Origin of the sequence: Pseudomonas luteola NBRC 103146, from assembly GCF_002091675.1 — a bacterium.
In the GTDB taxonomy this organism is placed as follows: domain Bacteria; phylum Pseudomonadota; class Gammaproteobacteria; order Pseudomonadales; family Pseudomonadaceae; genus Chryseomonas; species Chryseomonas luteola.
In genome coordinates, this window is record NZ_BDAE01000002.1 from 240,085 (window position 1) to 254,861 (window position 14,777).

The window sequence follows — 14,777 nt, forward strand, 5'->3', positions numbered from 1 at the left end:
GCTGACGCAGACTGATTACTGCTGACCGAATACGCGCGTCAGGTGCGCTTTGTATTCGGCCTGATGACGCTCGATATCCGGCGCCTTGATGACATCATTCGCCAGATAGGTCGGCAGGGCCTCAAGGCCTACAAACTGCTGCGACTTGTGGAAGGGGAAGTACACACCGTCCACACCTTTGCCCTCGAAGAAGTTGCCCGGCTCGTCGAACGCTTCACGCGGTGCGTTCCAGGTCAGGGACAGCATGTAGCGACGGCCCTGCAGCAGGCCACCAGTGCCGTACTGCTTGGTGGGATCGCTACGGGTACGACCGTCGTTGGCATATAGAGAGCCGTGGCCGGCGGTCAGGACCTCGTCCAGATACTTCTTGACGGTCCAGGGGGCGCCCATCCACCACCCCGGCATCTGATAAATGATGGCATCAGCCCACAGGTACTTCTGGACTTCAGCCTCAACATCGTAACCCGACTCGATCACGGTTTCCTTGACGGTATGGCCCAGCTCGCTCAGATGGCCCACAGCCAGAGTGTGCAGGGTTTCGTTATAACGCCCTGCGGAATGGGCGAACGATTTGCCGCCATTGATCAACAAGATATTCATGAAAGCTCCCACTTAAACGGGTAGGGCGCAAAAGGGGTGCGCCAGAAAGCGGTACAGTGTCCTCCGCACATGCTTGTCGTTAAAGTAGATAAACTGGAAAAGATAATTGATTTGAAATCAAGAATGACGGGCGAAGGCAGGCATGAAAACCACGCTGGAAGAACATCTGGTATTCAAGACCGTTGTCGAAACGGGTTCCATAACCGCAGCGGCCGACCAGTTGGGACAAACCGTTTCGGGCGTGAGTCGCGCTCTTAGCCGCCTCGAGCAAAAGCTTGACACCACACTGTTACGTCGCACGACCCGGCGTCTGGAGCTTACCGATGAGGGACGGCATTTCCTGACCCAGGTCCGTGCCATACTGGCCTCGGTCGATGAGGCCGAGGAGCAACTGGCGATCCGGCGGCAACGGCCGGCAGGCCGTTTGCGGGTAAATGCGGCACCGTCCTTCATGTATCACGTTGTCGTCCCGTTGGTGGGTCTGTTCCGTGAACAGTATCCCGGCATTACGCTGGAGCTGGACACGAATGACCGCTTCATCGACCTGCTGGAACAGCGCACGGATGTTGCCATCCGGATCGGCGAATTGCGTGACTCTACTCTGCACGCGCGACCGTTGGGGCAGAGCAGGCTCGGCCTGCTGGCCAGCCCGGGCTACCTGAATAGGCATGGGACACCGCTTGCTGTCGCTGACCTGCATAAACATACCTTGATCGGTTTCAGCCAGCTTGATCACCTCAATCAGTGGCCGCTACCAAACGAGCGAGGTGCTACGCTGGCGGTTTCGCCCGATATATCCGCCTCAAGCGGGATGACGATTCAGGCATTGGCACTGGCCGGACAAGGAATTGTGTGCCTGGCAGACTACATGACACGGTCGGCTCGCGAGCAGGGTCTGCTTGTTCCGATCATGAGGGATCAGGTGCAGGACTCCTTTCAGATCATCAATGCGGTTTACTACCGCAATACCCAACTCTCACTGCGGATCACGCTGTTTCTGGACTTTATTGCAGAGCATTTGCGCGAGCGCTTGTAGCGTCTGTCGACCGGTAGCGATTGCTGTTCAGGCACTTCGGCCCGAATACAGCCTCCTAATAAAATGTTATCCAGAACAGGTGATGCCTATGAGCAACGCCTGTCCGTGCCTCGAAGGAGTTTGCCATGTACCGGATCGGCTTTGCCTGCAATTACCGCCATCCCGACAGAAGCCTGCCTGCAAAAGAGATCGAAGCCATCGAGCGGCTCTACAATGGCAAGACCACCACGCTACGTTGGCTGTCCAGCCAGACAACCGAGGCGGCCGAAGAGAAGCTGCTCTATGTGATCGAGCACAATCTTCAGGCCCAGATGCGTCTGTTGCAGTATGTCAATTCCTTGCCAGCTCACCTGCACATGATGCGCATGAGCAGCGATATCCTGCCGTTCTACAGCCATCCCAGTTATGCCTATTTCTACGACTCCACGGCTATCCGGGATTTCATCTCCGAACAGTTCCAAGGTATCGGTGACTATGCGCGTACCCATGACATTCGCCTCTCCATGCACCCGGGGCAGTATTGTGTGCTGGCCTCGGATAACCCGGATACGGTGGAAAACAGCATCCGCGAATTTGAGTACCACGCCGATATGATTCGCATGATGGGCTATGGACGGCAGTTTCAGGATTTCAAATGCAATATCCACATTGCGGGCAAGCTGGGCGTCGAAGGCATCCTGCATATCTGGCCGCGCCTGTCAGACGTGGCCCGCAACTGCATTACCTTTGAGAACGAGGAAAAGAAATACGGTGTCGACGCCTGCCTTGAGCTAGCCGACCACGCTCCGGTCGTTCTGGATATCCACCACTGCTGGATTCACGAAGGTCGCTACATCGACCGTCATGACCCACGGGTACAGCGCATCGTTGAAAGCTGGCGGGGCGTACGTCCGGCCATGCACTACTCACAGTCCCAGGAGATGTTGATGGAGCTGGGTATCTCGGCTGACGAGAAGATTGAAATGGAACAACTGCTGACCAAGGTCAACAAGCGTGACCTGTATGGTCACAGTGACCGGATGTGGAACCGCTGGTGTAACGAATACGCCAAGTCATTTCTGGACAAGTTCGACATCATGTTCGAAGCCAAGCACAAAAACCTCGCCGTGATCGATTTCTACGAACAATACATGGTTCAAAAAGCTGCCTAGGTCTCAAACCTGGGCACTCTCTGGTTTCTGGCCTGCAAAGCCCCGTAAGCTGGCTATAGTCACTAGAACAATAATAAGAGGAGCACTGCCATGCCTGAACTCGCCCGTCGTGAATTCTGGAAAGAACTCCAGCCGATTCCGAACAGCTTGAAGCCTGATGCCAGGCCTGAGGTCTACATCGAGGACGCGCCGACAGAAGACGAGCGCTATTACGTGCCGTTTACCGATACCGTCTCGAGTCGCCCGTTATGGATCTCGCCCTCCGAGAACAAGTGGTGCGATGTCCTCATGGCCAAACAGGCGGGCCTGGTGAACCGTCATTACCATCCCCATGAGGTTTTTGCCTATACCATCTCTGGAAAGTGGGGCTACCTGGAGCATGGCTGGACGGCCAGAGCCGGCGACTTCGTTTACGAAACGCCTGGCGAGGGGCATACGCTGGTGGCTTATGATTATGATGAGCCGATGCGGGTCTTCTTTATCGTCAAGGGCCCTCTGATCTGGCTGGATCAGGACGGCAACGCCGCGGGCTATTTCGATGTACACGACTATATCAAGCTCTGCCGGGAGCATTTCGAGCGCGTCGGTATCGGCGCAGATTACGTCGATACCTTGTTCCGCTAGGTAAAAGCGCCCTGCGATCCTGCCTTGCAGGGCGCTACGTCATACCGGGACGTTCATATTGATACGACGCCATACCGCTTCGGCAAAGCTGTAGACCGCAAAGGCGATCAAACCCAGCGCAACCACCAGCAGAATGATATGGCCGAAAGGCAAGTTCTGAAGCCCGTTGAGAGCCTCCTTGATTCCCGGTGGGTGCATTGCATCGTAGCGTGAGCCGCTGACAGCCAGCAGTACGGCAATCTCGATAAAGGCCACCCCCCGTGCAATCAGTCCGAATCGGGAGACGGGGCGTACCATGCGCATGACACCTTCATCCGCCTCGAAATACCGTTCGAAGGAGGCCTTCCACCCCTTGATGATATGGGCAATGCCTACACCCAGCGGAATCAGGGCTATCAGCCGTATCACTATATTGGAGTGGTCCCAGCTGAGCAGGTGTGAAAGAAAGTCCTGTGCCTGACCACCACCTCCAGAGCCTCCGCCCTCACCAGGAGTTTTGAAACCGCTGATCAGAAGGCCTAGGGCGAAGAGCGCCAGGAGGACATATGTCACGCCACTGGCGAGGAGTCCTGTACGGATCGTTAATCCTTTGAGATCCGTGCCGTGATGATCCGAATCTCGTAGAGCCTGTACGGCACGCCAGGCTGCAAAGGCTGCAAGCCCGATCACCACAATCCAGAGCAGGGTACTGCCGGACGGTTGCGCCAATACGGTTTGCAGGCTCTGATGACTGTCGACGGGTTGTCCTGAGCCTATGGCTGCCAGTAATGCGAAGCCACCGATAATGAGGTACACCACGCCTCGGGCAGCGTAGCCACCACGGGCCAGCCAGGTAAGGCCTCGGTTGGGAGTCATGCTGATTAGGTTTCCTGTAGTTATGAGGGATACAGGAAAAGACCCGGCGACTGAGGCTGCGGTTCGTATTCACGGCTGGGGTAGCAAGCCAAACGGACGAAAGGCGATTGGCCAGTATTTGTAGGAAAAGGCTTACAAGGACTCTCAGCGGTTGGCTCTAGGGGAAACGAAGGGAGAGGCGTAATCTATTTACATCGGAGCAGCGCACGGAAGCGCTCATGGTAGATCAAGGATCCGATATGACCGCCAGGATGGCAGCTTGACAGGATGTCGAGCATGGTCAACGAAACCCCGCTACGGCGGGGTTTTTCCGTTTCACCGCTGTTTAGCAGTCTATTCTCCGGGTCAGTCGACGTTCCAGACCGACGGGTCCTTTATACGTCCTGCCCTCATCGATCCATCCTTCTTTTAAATAGAGCCCCAGCGCTGATTCATTGTGGGCGTCTACTGCTAGTTGAATATGCCGGATATCGGGCCACTGCCTGCAGACCAGCTCGGGAAGCGCCCGCAGGCAGGCTTTGCCCAGCCCTCGGCCCTGTGCGCGAGCCGCGATTTGCAAGGCATGGAGCGAGCAGGCATCGGCGCTGACCCACTGGGGAGACAGGGGAGGCCGCTTGAGTAGAAACAGACCTGCCGGCAGGCCTGCTTCCAACAGGGCGAACCCTTGTACATGCCGAGGTGACTGCTCCTCAAGACTCACCAGTGCAGCCTCAGGCGTACCTGAAAAGGCTATCTGCCCAGGGTGTAATTCAAGGCTGAGCAGCGCCTGGCGCTGGGCATCGTCAAGGGCGGTAATGGCTTCAATCAAAAGAGGGCCATCATTTCGTCGGACCTTTGAACCGTTAATGACCACTATCAATCCTGTCGATTTCTCAAGGTATCAATCACAGCGTACTGTGAAGCCTGGCTTAAGAGTAGATAGAGGTCCTTATGCCCATTGTTCAAATCATGTCAGTAGTAGGCAGTGCCGTACCTGCTGCGCTTCGGGAGGCCGGTTTTATGGTCTGCTGGTATCTGGTACGCAATGGCGAGCGCATCAGTGGTCCGTTCACCACGCGTCAGGAGGCACAAGTGCAAATGAGCACCTTGGCCGAGTTGCATACCGTCGCCTGATCAGGCGGTTCGTTTCAGCATTTCCCAGAGCCTGGGGTCGTTGAAGTCTGCTATTGCCAGATCGGCGCCGGCTGCCAGCAGTTCATCGGCTGTCAGTGTTGAGGTAATACCGACCGTAACGATTCCGGCAGCCTTGGCTGCCGTCAGGCCGGGAATAGAGTCCTCGAAAACCAGCGCCTGCCGGGGCTGGATCTCCAGCGTATTCAACGCAGTGGTATAGGGAAGGGGATCCGGCTTCGAACGTTCCAGCTCTTCACCCAGCACGATCAGGGGAAAGCGGTTTTCCAGTCCAAGCGCCTTGAGCATGTGGTGGACATTGGCACGCGGGGCATTGGTCACGATCGCGCGTTTCCATCCCTGTTGGTCCGCGTAGCTCAATAACGTTTCAAGGCCGGCGGTGGGCTCGAGTGTGTTGGCTAACTCACGCAGCAAGGCTTCCTTTTCGTTTGCAATCACCGTGTGCTCATCGGGCGTCTTGTCTGGATAGAGGTCTTTACAAACTGCGTCGTTGGCGCGACCCGAAATGTGACGCCTGAAGTCCTCTTCATTCAAGTCGCGTCCCTCGCGGGCCAGAAGTTGCTTCCAGGCCTGGTAATGAACCGGATCGGTATCAGTCAGGGTTCCGTCGAGATCGAATATCAGTGTATTGAGCATCAGCATGTCCTGAATGGCTCCAAGGGTGAGCCTGAAAGGATTCAGGCTCACCGGGAGGGGAGGGGAGGGGCTTACCAGATCTTGATGCGCTTGTCCGGGGGCAGGTACATCTGGTCGTCTGGCTTGACGTCATAGGCCTCGTAGAAACCAGGCACGTTACTCAGCACCCCATTGGTGCGGTATTGCGCCGGTGAGTGCGGGTCGGTTTTCAGACGATTGAGCAGGTTCTGTTGTGTGTACTTGGTGCACCAGACCTGCGCCCATCCGGTAAAGAAGCGCTGTTCGGCCGTCATGCCGTCAATGACAGGGGCAGGTTTGCCGTTCAATGACAGGTGATACGCCGAGTAGGAGATCGTTACTCCACCCAGGTCGGCAATATTTTCACCCAGGGTAAAGCGGCCATTGATGTGATAGCCCGGTACCGGCTCATAGGCCGAGTACTGTTCCGCCAGCGCTGTCGCACGCTTTGCGAAGCGCTCGCGGTCTATCTTGGTCCACCATTCTCGCAGATTGCCGTCGCCATCGAACTGCGAGCCCTGATCATCGAAACCATGACTGATTTCGTGGCCGATGACTGCACCGATACCACCGTAATTGACAGCATCTTCTGCCTGCATGTTGAAGAAGGGCGGTTGCAGGATGGCGGCCGGGAAGACGATCTCGTTACGCAGCGGGTTGTAATAGGCGTTAACTGTTTGTGGCGTCATGGCCCACTCATCTGGATCGACCGGCTTGCCGAGTTTGGCAAGGTTGCGCTGATACTCGAATGTCTGGGCCCGCTGCAGGTTGCCGATCAGGTCATCCGGGGCGATGTGCAAGGATGAGTAGTCACGCCACTGGTTGGGGTACCCGATCTTGTAGGTGAACTTCGCCAGCTTGGCCTTGGCTGCCTGGCGGGTGTCTTCGCTCATCCAGTCCAGCTTATCCATAGCCTGCCCATAGGCGGCGATGAGGTTGCGAACCAGCGCCTCCATGCGGGCCTTGTTTTCCGGCGGAAAATGACGCGCGACATATTCCTTGCCCAGGGCTTCACCCAGGCTGCCTTCAACCGCACTTACGCCACGCTTCCACCGTGGACGCTGCTCCTTGGCGCCGTTCAGGGTCTGCTGGAAGAATGCGAAATCCTCCTGGGCATAGGCGTGCGGTAGTGCCTGGGCATAGGCATGCAGGACGTGCCACTTGAGATAGGTTTTCCAGGTGGAGAGCGGTGTAGACGTCAACAGCTTGCCAAGCCCCGTGATGTAGCTGGGCTGTTCAACAATGATCGGGTGTTGATCGACAAAGCCGGTCTCCTTCAGGTACGACGGCCAGTCGATGGCACGGGTCAGCGTACGCAGTTGGGTGGGCTCATAGGCATTGTAGGTTTTAATGGGGTCGCGGTTGTCGACTTTGTCCCACTGGGCCAGGGCGATCTGCTTTTCCAGTGCAGCCACTTTGCGGGCACTACCGGCAGGGTCAGGGAGGTTAGCCAGGTCCAACATGCGCTGCACGTGCGAAACGAAGCCGGAGCGGATCTCGGCGAATGACGTGTCATCGATCAGGTAGTAATCCCGGTCGGGCAGGCTGAGACCGGACTGGGCAATCTCGGCTACGTATCGCTTGGAGTCCTTAGCATCCTGGGTGACATAGGGTTCGAGCGGAACATCGATACCCAGCTGCTGGAGGCGGGCCATTGTGATGAGCAGCGAGCGACGATCATGAATGGAGTCGATAGCATCGAACGCACCCTGCAAGGGTTTGAGCCCCTGCGCCTCGATGGCGGCTTCATTCATGAAGGAGGCATACAGGTCGCCGATTTTCTGCTTGTCGCTGCCAGTAGCCTTGTCGGGCTTGGCGGCCAGCGCCTCGATGATGGCGTGCAGCTGTTTCTCGGTGGTATCGGCAATGGCATGGAAAGCGCCGTAGCTGGTCTTGTCGGCCGGGATAGGTGTGTTTTTCAACCATTGACCGTTAATGGCGTTGAAAAAATCATCCTGAGGCCGGACGCCGGGATCGAAGTTCTCCTTCTTGATGCCGGACTGCAGCGTGTTGGCAGGGGTTTGGGGCTGGACAAATTCCGATTTACCGCAGGCGCTCAACGCCAGTACACAAACGGCGCCGGCAAAGATATGTCTCATGGGATCTCCATTGGGATTAGCGGTCACGCACGTGACTATAACGGGCTCGCTTATGGCGAGGCCAACGGCTTTGCAAGGGCGGGGCCAGGCACTGCCGAGGGCGTATCACACCCGTTATGTCTGTGGTGAACGTACCAGAGGCACGCGGCTCTGGCACTGTTTTGGGCTATGGAACATCCCTTGTAGAGCGCCTGGCTGCAAAATGGTGCCCGCTATCGGCACGGTAAGGCGTCACTCCGGGCAGCTGGCCGCCAGAGTAGGTTGCTGCGCTACCTGAAGTTTTCGCAGGAGATCCCGCTTCTTGGAGTGATGCGCCTGCATGCGTGCCAGCAGATCGTGCAGAGTATGGACGGCCTTCAGAATGTGCGGACCCTTGTTCAGCATCACGCATTCGGCCCGTACGCCCATGGCGGCATCCGTAATCTCGGCCCGCGACGGCGCGCCTTTCTTGGCCAGGGTTTCCAGTACCTGGGTCGCCCAGATCACCGGCACATGGGCCGCTTCGCACAGGCAAAGTATTTCTTCCTGAAGCTCAGCCAGTCGTTCGAAGCCGCTTTCTACCGCCAGATCGCCCCGCGCGATCATGACGCCGAAACGCGGAAGATTCATGCCTGCAAAGAGCAGCGCCGGCAGGTTCTCGAAGCCTCGACGTGTCTCGATCTTGAGCACTACGCCCAGCTCATGGGCCTTCAATCGATCAATGTGATGGAGCAGGGTCCTGACGTCATCCGCCGTGTTAACGAAAGAGAATTCGACCACGTCGGCATGCTCGGCTGCGAACGCCAGGGCTTCGATGTCATGGGGCGTGAGCGCATCGAGACGCAGATGGCTGTCCGGAAAGTTGATGCCTTTGTCGCTCTTGAGCTTGGCACCCCCAGGCGCGTGGGTGATACGGATACGCAGCGTCTCGCTCTGCACCGAATCAATGATTCCTCCGATCTTGCCATCGTCGAACCAGACCGGCTCGCCAGCCCGTACATCCTCGAAGATTTCCGGCAGCGTGCAGCCGATGGAAGCTGGTGTCAGGACTTCTCCGAAACTGTCGTAGGTTGCCGGATGCCCGGTATGTTGATCCTTGGTCAGAATCAGCACATCGCCCTCCACCAGCTTGATGGCCTGCTCTTGAGCCGGGAAGGGCGCAATGCGTGTCTCGCGTTTCCGGCCTTTCCTGTCCTTGATCGAGAGGGCTGTGTTCGGCGTCAGGTAAGCGGTCTTGTAGAGTTCGCCCCAGCACCCTTCGCGCGTGATATCAACGATCTCGATCTGCCGCTTCGAGCCGCGGGCATCGTGAAGGATTACCTGTGTATGTGGCTGGAGATTCGATAACCAGTCCGCCGCTACCGGCAGGCTGGCATCTGCCTGGGTCGGTGGAGCTTGAGGGTTTTCTCTGGCGGTCAGCCAGAGGCGGGCTGGCTTGACTGCTCGACCGAAATCATCGCGGGTCGGCTTGACGCGTATCACGGCCGGGCCTGCGTTGACTTGCCCGGTGCGCAGCTTGGGACCCGCAAGGTCCATCATGACGCGGCAAGGCTTGCCAAGGGCCTTTTCCGCTCGGCGTGCATGTTCAATCATCTGTTTCCAAGTCTTGGCGTCGTCATGAGCACAGTTGATGCGCATGCTGTCCATGCCGGCCGCCAGCAGATCATGCACAAGCGAGTAGTCTTGTGCGGCCTCGCTGGGCATGGTCACCATGATTCGGACTCCACGCCCTACAGGCGTTGCGCCAAACAGAGCCTCGGTGTGCTCATGCAGCAGCTGCTCGCCCCGGTCCATGCCCAGCGGCTCATAAGGAGGGCGCGCGTTCTTGCTGCCGGAGAGCTTTTGCAGGATTTCGATAAGGGTGGTGATTGCAGCCAGGATGTAGGCTTCCGAACGACCCAGCGACGACAGTCCCAGCCGTGCCAGGCGTGCCTGTAGCGGCCGGATGTCATGACGGCGTAGCGCCAGATAGTTAAGCAGGTTATGTGCGCTCTCGGTATAGCTCTGGTGCACATGCTCCGCCAGGATGGGTGCGTCACAGGCCGCCGTGATCATCTCGTCACGCAGCGCGATCAGTTCGGACAGGGCCGCTTCGATATCGGCCGGTATCAGTGCGCCTGGGGGAAGTGTCCTGGTGTTCAAATGATAACCTCAACAGTCAAAGTCCGGATGACAACAGGCGTCATTACGTCGCGTCGGCCGAGCTAAGCACAGGTATGTGACGTTGGTATGTAGGGGTGCCCTTATGGGGACAGGCGAAGGTTTAGAAAGAACCAGACTGTGGGTGTTCTGCAGGATAGCGGACGCTTTGTTTCATGAGATTACGGTAATGGCATATCTGCTCAGAAAGCTATCTATGTAGGCAAAGGCTTACAAGAAGTGACTGTGATTGACGCTAGGGAAGAAGGCGGCGGTGGCGTAATCTTCTTACCCATGGAATGCAGCGCAGGACGCGCTCATGAGCCTCAAGGATGAAAGACCCGCCAGGATGGCACTCGATAAGGATATCGAGCGGTCAGCAAAAACCCCGCCTAGGCGGGGTTTTTTCGTTGGGCTGGAAAAAGGATCTCCTCGAAATCCTCTCCGGCAAGCCCTCATTCACGTATGGGAGTGAGGGGCTGGTGTTTCACTCTGGGCGGTATTGGTAGGCGGCAGGTTGTCGGGCGGAATGGCCAGCGCGCGCAGCGCACCTGACATGATTTGGCTGAACACCGGTGCCGAAACCAGACCGCCGTAGTAGCCGATCTTGGTCGGGGAGTCCATCATCACGGCCAGTACCAGCTTGGGATCGCTGGCGGGCGCCATGCCTACGAACATCGAACGATAGGCATGCTCCTTGTAGCCGCCGCCCCCGGAACGACGGGCAGTACCACTTTTCCCTGCCACCTGATAGCCCGGCACCCGGGCGCGCACGACACCGCTGGGATCTTCCACTACCTCCTTGAGCATCATGCGAATCCGATGCGCCACCTGTGGGTCCATCGCAGGCACCAGTTGTTGTGGGTTATCGCGCAGCAGCGAGAGTGGGGCAAGCTTTCCGTCATTGGCAAAGACCGTATAGGCCTGGGCCAGCTCGGCGGTATTGACGGCCAGACTATAGCCATAGGACATGCTGGCTGTGGCGATTCTGGACCATTTCACATGGTTCGGCAGATAACCTGCGTTTTCACCCGGGAAACCCAGAGACAGGGGCGAGCCAAAGCCGACCCGGGCCAGCTGCTCAAGGATAGGTTTGGGACCGACTTCCAAGGCAACCTTGCTCATGCCGATGTTCGACGAGTTGATCAGCACGCCGGTCATGGTCAGGATGTCCCGACGTGCTACGTCGCGAATCGTGTGGCCGTCGATGACAAACCAGCCCGGCGCCACACTCACCTGGGTATTTTCGTTGAATTTTCCCGTGGCCAGCGCTGCTGACATGCTGAACGGCTTGATAACCGAGCCGGGTTCGAACACATCGGTTAGCGCGCGGTTACGCATGAAAGTCGGGTTGATGGATGCCCGGTTGTTCGGGTTATAAGACGGAAAGTTCGCCATGGCCAGGATCTGACCATTCTTGGGGTTGACCAGTACGGCCGAGCCGGACAGGGCACCAAACTTGGTTACGGCCTCCTGCAGGGCGCGATAGGCCTCGAACTGCAGACGCAAGTCAATGGACAGGGCAATGTCCTGGCTGGGCTTGGGCTGTTTGTCGACCTTGATGTTCTTGACGATGGAGCCGCGCGGGTTGATCAGCACCTCGCGAACGCCTGCTTTCCCGCTGAGCCACTCGTTGTAGCCCAGCTCCACGCCTTCCTGGCCTTCACCATCCAGGTTCACCAGACCAATCAATTGGGCTGTCAGGTCGGAGGTGGGGTAATAGCGCTTGTACTCCTTGAGCTGGTGCACGCCCTTGATATCGAGCGCCATGATGTCCTCGCCTTCGATGGGAGACAGGCCACGGGCCAGGTAAAGGAAATGCTTTTCCGAACGGGCGCTGATGTAGGACACAAGCTCGCCGGCGGGACGATGCAGTGCCGCTGCCAGCGCAGGCACCCGGTCCATGCTCTCCTTCATTTCCGAAGGGTTGCACCAGATCGTCGACACTTCGGTTGAGACGGCCAGGGGAGAACCGTTGCGGTCGGTAATCAGGCCCCGGGTAACGGGGATGGGGATATGACGAACGCTGCGCCGCTCGCCCTGGTCGATCAGAAACTCACTGTCATGAACCCGGAGATAGACCAACCTGGACGCGACGGCCAGAGTAAGCAGGAGCAAAAAAAATAACACCGCATGAAAACGGTAGCGGTTTGAAAATCCATTCATGGTCTTGGCAACTTGACGTGTTCAATGCCTGGGCAGGCCATCGTCAGGCCTGCTGGCCCGGCGAGGCGAGAAAGCGCGGATAGTACCGTAAAGGTGCCAGTCGTTGGCGATGGGTTTCGCATAGATGTAGGCATTTTTCGATCTCGAAGGCGCGACACGACCAATGGTCATTCCGCCAAACAACCGGTCTTGAGCGGCTCTCACAGGCGGGATCGCTAGCGTCTGGGTGTAATGCCGTGCTTGTGCAGCTTCCGGTAAAGCGTGTTTCGGCTTATGCCAAGGCGTTCGGCCGTGCGTGTCATCTGCCAATGTTCCTGCTCCAGTATCTGGAGCAGGGCGGTCTTTTCGGCATCTTCCAGAGGCGCATCCAGCGTCAGGGCGGGCAGGCTCGCTGGGCTGGAAATCTCCTGCGGCAGATCACCCCTGCGAATCACCCCGTCCTCGCACAAGGCCACCAGGGTGCGCAGGACATTGCGCAGCTGGCGAACGTTGCCTGGCCACCGGTACCCAAGCAGGGCCTGGCGAGCCTCGGCGTCCAGGTGCAGGCTCTGGCCCTGCGCCTCTTCAAGCAGCAAGTGATTGAGCAGCGCGGCCTTGTCGAGCCGCTCACGTACCGGCGGCAGGCTCACCACCAGACCGTTGAGCCGGTAGTACAAATCCTCCCGAAAGCTGCCATCGCCTACCCGTATCCTGAGATCGCGGTGGGTGGCGCTAATGATGCGGACATCAATCGCCTGCGGTTGTCCGCCCAGCGGAACGACTTGCCGTTCCTCCAGTACGCGCAGCAGGCGGGTCTGCAACATCAGGGGCATATCGCCAATTTCGTCGAGAAACAGGGTGCCGCCGTGGGCTTCGAGTAGCTTGCCACGCATGCCTTCCTTGCGCGCACCGGTAAACGTGCCACCGGCGTAGCCGAACAGCTCGCTTTCGATAAGTGATTCCGGGATCGCCGCGCAGTTAAGAGCAATAAAAGGCTTGCTGGCGCGCGAACCGGCCAGATGCAGGGCCTTGGCGAAGGCCTCCTTGCCAGTTCCTGTCTCACCGGTAAGCAGCACCGGAACATCGCGCTCCATGACCTTGCGGGCGCGCTCGAACTCCCGTGCAAGGGCAGGATCTTCGAGGCACAGTGCTGGACGCGGCGGGGTACGGACAGGCACGGAATGAACAAGCTTGTGCGGCGCTCGCAGCTGTCCATAGAAGCGTGTTCCTTCAGTGCTGTACAGCAGCCAGCAATGTGTAGGATGCGGTTGTGCACGATCAAGTAACGAAGCAAGGGGAAGCTCGATGAGCGTCTCTACGGGTTGCCTCAGAAGGGCCGGTCGCGTCGTGCCTAGCAGGTTCAGCGCGCTTTCGTTGATGGCGCTGATTCGGCCAGACTCATCAAACGCCAGCAAGCCTTCACTCAGCAGCCCGACGTAGTCCGGCTGGGTATGGAAGCGCAGCAGATAACTGTCCTCGCATTGACGCAGGAAATAGCAGCTTTCGATGAGCTTGGCCGACAGGTTGACCAGCGCCATGGTGTGAAACTGGCTCTGCCGGGAAACGGTGCGCCGCGCCGAGGACACATCCAGCACGGCCAAAAGGTCTCCGGCAGGGTCGAATACCGGGCTGGCGGAGCATGTCAGGATGGTGTGGCGATTGCGGAAGTGCTCATCCTGATGAATCGTCAGTGCATGCCGTTCGACCGCGCAGGTGCCGATGCCATTGGTGCCCTCGCAGGATTCGCTCCAGTCTGCTCCCAACCACAGGCCTGCCCGCTGAAAGGTGTCTCGTTCGGCCTCGTGGGTGATGCAATCGAGAATAAGGCCGCTGGCATCGGTAAGCAGGACGGCATGACCGGCACCCGCGAGCTGCTGATGCAGGCGATTCATCTCGCCATGGGCGATTTCCAGCACCCGTTGTGAGCGCTCGCGCTGCTCAAGGATACGAGGGTGCTCGAGTACGCTGGGCGAGGTGGCAGTGGACGGATCCAGGCGGTGCTGTTCGAGACAGCGACGCCACGAACGGGCAATGGCTGGATCGGTGTCGGCCTGGCCCAGACCATGACCAACGGCAAGCACCTGACGCGTGTGACGGCTCATGGGTGTGGCAGTCATTCTTATTGTGCTCCGCAAGGTGAATTCCGGGTCCTTGATTCACAGGAACCCTCCGATTCAGCGAAGTGCGTAATAGCGCCTATGCTTGATCAGGCGCAGGTTAAATGCAATGCAGATCATCGACTGTGTCAGAAGTGGTACAGCCTGTCACGCCTGCTGTCCTGGCGCTGACACACGATGTGACACCTGCCGGTTCGTGCCGGACAGCCGAAGCCGCCTGCGGCGCACATTTGCCACAGTTGGCCCA

The 14,777-nt window shown here is 58.1% G+C and carries 12 protein-coding genes; 4 read left to right on the forward strand and 8 right to left on the reverse strand.

The window, feature by feature from the left end:
- Nucleotides 1–15: 15 nt before the first annotated feature.
- Complete coding sequence (locus PLU01S_RS03455; protein ID WP_010795742.1) at nucleotides 16–600, reverse strand: NAD(P)H-dependent oxidoreductase; 585 nt, start codon at nucleotides 598–600, stop codon at nucleotides 16–18.
- A 142-nt stretch (nucleotides 601–742) separates the two neighbouring features.
- Here PLU01S_RS03455 and PLU01S_RS03460 point away from each other — a divergent pair, with 142 nt between their 5' ends.
- From PLU01S_RS03460 to PLU01S_RS03470, 3 genes are all read left to right on the forward strand, one after another.
- On the forward strand, nucleotides 743–1,636 hold the full coding sequence (locus PLU01S_RS03460) for a LysR substrate-binding domain-containing protein (RefSeq protein ID WP_074822125.1): 894 nt from the start codon (nucleotides 743–745) through the stop codon (nucleotides 1,634–1,636).
- Between the two features lie 125 nt (nucleotides 1,637–1,761).
- A complete protein-coding gene (gene uvsE, locus PLU01S_RS03465; protein ID WP_074822127.1) occupies nucleotides 1,762–2,787 on the forward strand; it encodes a UV DNA damage repair endonuclease UvsE in 1,026 nt (341 codons plus the stop codon).
- Between the two features lie 90 nt (nucleotides 2,788–2,877).
- A complete protein-coding gene (locus tag PLU01S_RS03470) occupies nucleotides 2,878–3,411 on the forward strand; it encodes a 2,4'-dihydroxyacetophenone dioxygenase family protein (RefSeq protein ID WP_010795739.1) in 534 nt (177 codons plus the stop codon).
- Nucleotides 3,412–3,450: 39 nt separating this feature from the next.
- On the opposite strand, the gene PLU01S_RS03475 is transcribed toward PLU01S_RS03470, so the two are convergent.
- Nucleotides 3,451–4,266, reverse strand: coding sequence for a DUF1206 domain-containing protein (locus PLU01S_RS03475; RefSeq protein WP_010795738.1), 816 nt, complete (start codon nucleotides 4,264–4,266; stop codon nucleotides 3,451–3,453).
- Nucleotides 4,267–4,591: 325 nt separating this feature from the next.
- Complete coding sequence (locus PLU01S_RS03480) at nucleotides 4,592–5,074, reverse strand: GNAT family N-acetyltransferase (protein WP_074822637.1); 483 nt, start codon at nucleotides 5,072–5,074, stop codon at nucleotides 4,592–4,594.
- 122 nt (nucleotides 5,075–5,196) lie between these two features.
- Between PLU01S_RS03480 and PLU01S_RS03485 the strand changes: the two genes are divergently transcribed.
- Nucleotides 5,197–5,379 carry a hypothetical protein gene (locus tag PLU01S_RS03485; protein ID WP_010795736.1) on the forward strand — a complete coding sequence of 61 codons (183 nt, stop codon included), beginning with the start codon at nucleotides 5,197–5,199 and terminating at the stop codon, nucleotides 5,377–5,379.
- Here the strand turns inward: PLU01S_RS03485 and PLU01S_RS03490 are convergent, their stop codons facing one another.
- The 5 genes from PLU01S_RS03490 to PLU01S_RS03510 form a co-directional block, all read right to left on the reverse strand.
- Entirely contained in the window at nucleotides 5,380–6,033 is a 654-nt protein-coding gene (locus PLU01S_RS03490) for an HAD family hydrolase (protein WP_074822640.1), read from the reverse strand.
- 71 nt (nucleotides 6,034–6,104) lie between these two features.
- A complete protein-coding gene (locus PLU01S_RS03495; RefSeq protein ID WP_074822132.1) occupies nucleotides 6,105–8,150 on the reverse strand; it encodes a M13 family metallopeptidase in 2,046 nt (681 codons plus the stop codon).
- 231 nt (nucleotides 8,151–8,381) lie between these two features.
- Complete coding sequence (locus tag PLU01S_RS03500; protein ID WP_083397829.1) at nucleotides 8,382–10,271, reverse strand: pyruvate kinase; 1,890 nt, start codon at nucleotides 10,269–10,271, stop codon at nucleotides 8,382–8,384.
- Between the two features lie 456 nt (nucleotides 10,272–10,727).
- Complete coding sequence (locus PLU01S_RS03505) at nucleotides 10,728–12,434, reverse strand: peptidoglycan D,D-transpeptidase FtsI family protein (RefSeq protein WP_074822135.1); 1,707 nt, start codon at nucleotides 12,432–12,434, stop codon at nucleotides 10,728–10,730.
- Between the two features lie 215 nt (nucleotides 12,435–12,649).
- Entirely contained in the window at nucleotides 12,650–14,530 is a 1,881-nt protein-coding gene (locus PLU01S_RS03510) for a sigma-54-dependent Fis family transcriptional regulator (RefSeq protein WP_074822139.1), read from the reverse strand.
- Nucleotides 14,531–14,777: the final 247 nt, after the last annotated feature.

Coding starts and splice junctions, on each gene's coding strand:
- PLU01S_RS03495 (WP_074822132.1), bottom strand. CDS start 8,150: ATGAGACATATCTTTGCCGGCGCCGTTTGTGTACTGGCGTTGAGCGCC.
- PLU01S_RS03510 (WP_074822139.1), bottom strand. CDS start 14,530: ATGACTGCCACACCCATGAGCCGTCACACGCGTCAGGTGCTTGCCGTT.
- PLU01S_RS03455 (WP_010795742.1), bottom strand. CDS start 600: ATGAATATCTTGTTGATCAATGGCGGCAAATCGTTCGCCCATTCCGCA.
- PLU01S_RS03475 (WP_010795738.1), bottom strand. CDS start 4,266: ATGACTCCCAACCGAGGCCTTACCTGGCTGGCCCGTGGTGGCTACGCT.
- PLU01S_RS03470 (WP_010795739.1), top strand. CDS start 2,878: ATGCCTGAACTCGCCCGTCGTGAATTCTGGAAAGAACTCCAGCCGATT.
- PLU01S_RS03460 (WP_074822125.1), top strand. CDS start 743: ATGAAAACCACGCTGGAAGAACATCTGGTATTCAAGACCGTTGTCGAA.
- PLU01S_RS03490 (WP_074822640.1), bottom strand. CDS start 6,033: ATGCTCAATACACTGATATTCGATCTCGACGGAACCCTGACTGATACC.
- uvsE (WP_074822127.1), top strand. CDS start 1,762: ATGTACCGGATCGGCTTTGCCTGCAATTACCGCCATCCCGACAGAAGC.
- PLU01S_RS03485 (WP_010795736.1), top strand. CDS start 5,197: ATGCCCATTGTTCAAATCATGTCAGTAGTAGGCAGTGCCGTACCTGCT.
- PLU01S_RS03505 (WP_074822135.1), bottom strand. CDS start 12,434: ATGAATGGATTTTCAAACCGCTACCGTTTTCATGCGGTGTTATTTTTT.